Genomic DNA, 2,541 nt, shown 5'->3' on the forward strand with positions numbered 1-2,541 from the left:
GGGGCCGAGGAACGAACCCGCTGCGCGGGATGGGCGCGTGGGGTGAGGTAGAGATCACGAACCGGACGTCGCGCTCGCATTGAGGGTAGTTCGGCAGCGGCAGAGCATTACGGGCTTCTTCAACAAGGAGCCTGACCATGCCCTATCCTGTTCTTGATGCACCTATCAGTCCACTTCGTCAGCGGCTGATCGACGACATGAACATGCGGCGTTTCTCACGGGAGACGCAGCGCAACTATCTCCGCGACATCGGACGCCTGGCGACGTTCCTCGGGCGTTCACCAGACACAGCGACCACCGACGACCTGCGCCGGTTCCAGATCGAGCAGCAGGGCGACGGTGTTCCCGTGCCGACGATGAACAGCATCGTGTCGGCGCTGCGCTTCTTCTTCACGCATACGGTCGATCGTCCCGATCTGGCGCGCAAGCTCGTTCGGCTGGCGCATCCGCGCAAGCTGCCGGTGGTGCTCAGCCGCGACGAAGTCGCTCGGCTGCTCAACGCCACCACCTGCCTCAAGCACCAGGCCGCGCTCTCGGTCGCCTATGGTGCGGGCTTGCGCGTCGCCGAGGTGTCGATGCTGAAGGTCGCCGATGTCGACAGCGAGCGCATGCTGCTACGTGTCGAGCGCGGCAAGGGCGGGCGATATCGCAACGCCATGCTGTCCGAAGACCTGCTTACTCTTCTGCGGCAATGGTGGAGGGTCGGACGGCAGCAGGGCGTCATGCATCGCGACGGCTGGCTGTTTCCGGGGCAGCATGCGATGAAGCCGATCAGCACCCGCCAGCTCTATCGCGTGGTCGTCGAGGCAGCGCAGGCGGCCGACATCGCCAAGCGGGTCGGGCCGCACACGCTGCGCCACAGCTTCGCCACCCACCTGCTGGAGGACGGCACCGACATCCGGATCATCCAGGTCCTGCTCGGGCACGCCAAGCTAAATAGCACCGCCTTCTACACCAAGTTGCAACCCGCACGGTGCGCACCGTCACGAGCCCGCTCGACAAGCTTGGCCTCTTCAAGCCGGAAGAGATCTCACCCGACGGCTGAGCGTGCGCGCCTCGATCGAGGTTGCCGACATCTTCCGCAGCGCGGGGCCCGCCTACCGGGCCGCCCATGCAGGGCACCTGACACTGCAGCAGCTCAAGGTCATGTCGGCGATCGAACTCTGCCGCACCGCGGCCCTTGGCGGTCACGTGGAGGCCTGCGAGGACTGCGGCCACTGGCGCATCGCCTACAACTCCTGCCGCAACCGGCACTGCCCGAAGTGCCAGGGCGCGGCGGCGCGGACATGGCTCGCCGAGCGCGAAGCCGACCTGCTGCCGGTCGGATACTTCCATGTCGTGTTCACTCTGCCCGCCGAGGTCGCCGACGTCGCGTTCCACAACAAGGCGCTGGTCTACGATCTGCTGTTCAAGGCGGCATCGAAGACGATGCTGACGATCGCGGCCGATCGCAGGCACCTCGGCGCGCGCATCGGCATCACCGCCGTGCTCCACACATGGGGCTCGGCGCTAACGCACCATCCGCATGTCCACATGATCGTTCCGGGCGGTGGCGTCTCGCTCGACGGGAGCCGGTGGATATCGTCGCGCCCGGCCTTCCTCCTCCCGGTGAGGGTGCTCGGCAAGCTGTTCCGCCGCCTGTTCCTCACCCGGCTGATCGCGCTGCACGACGCTGGCCGGCTCGCCTTCTTCGGCGCAATTGCTCATCTCGCGGAACGGCGGGCATTCCTGCGCCACCTGTCGCCGGTCCGGAAGAAGCGCTGGGTGGTCTACGCCAAGGCGCCCTTCGCCGGCCCGGAAGCGGTGCTCGCCTACCTGTCGCGCTACACGCACCGGGTCGCGATCTCAAACAGCCGCCTCATCCGCCTAGACGAGAGCGGCGTCACCTTCCGCTACAAGGACTATCGTCGCGAAGGCGCCGACCGGCAGCAGCTCATGACGCTCGCGACCGACGAGTTCATCCGCCGCTTCCTGCTCCACGTGTTGCCAAAGGGATTCCACCGCATCCGGCATTGCGGCCTGCTTGCCGGCTCTGCTCGCAAGGCCAGCCTCGCGCTTGCTCGTGAACTCCTGAACGCCGCCGCACCGTCAGACGATGACACCACGGACGAACCGGACAACTTTCGCCCGCCATGCCCCTGCTGTGGCGGCCGCATGATCGTGATCGAGGTGTTCGAACGATGGAGGCAGCCGCGCGGACCGCCACACGGTTCCCCGTCGACCGGGAGCAGCACGCCATGACCCGGCATGGAAAGGTTCAGCCTTCAGCTGCAGGCACTCAGCCTTCGGCAACGGATCGACGCACGTCTATGGTGATTATCGACTCCGACAGAGCCGCGCCCAGCCGCCCACCGTCCCGACAACACCGCGCGGAGGCGCAACGAAGCGGTCTGTCCGCATTCAACCCAGAGCTTCCCGACGGCGGTCGCGCCATCGCCGACATCTGCCGAAATCCGAAATCCCCATAGCCATCGCCTGTGGCCCGCGGGTTCCTTCCTCGGGGACTTTCGTACGCCTGCCGGCGCCCGAAACTCTTCACGA

1 protein-coding gene and 1 pseudogene are annotated in these 2,541 nt (G+C 66.3%); both read left to right on the top strand.

Going from position 1 to position 2,541, the window contains the following annotated elements:
- The first annotated feature begins 137 nt into the window (after window positions 1-137).
- Window positions 138-1,045 (top strand): annotated as a pseudogene (locus AC0L2R_RS33635) (tyrosine-type recombinase/integrase).
- 2 nt (window positions 1,046-1,047) lie between these two features.
- Entirely contained in the window at window positions 1,048-2,241 is a 1,194-nt protein-coding gene (locus tag AC0L2R_RS33640) for an IS91 family transposase (RefSeq protein WP_473514078.1), read from the top strand.
- The last annotated feature ends 300 nt before the right edge of the window (window positions 2,242-2,541 follow it).

Source organism: Mesorhizobium sp. WSM4820 (assembly GCF_055811075.1).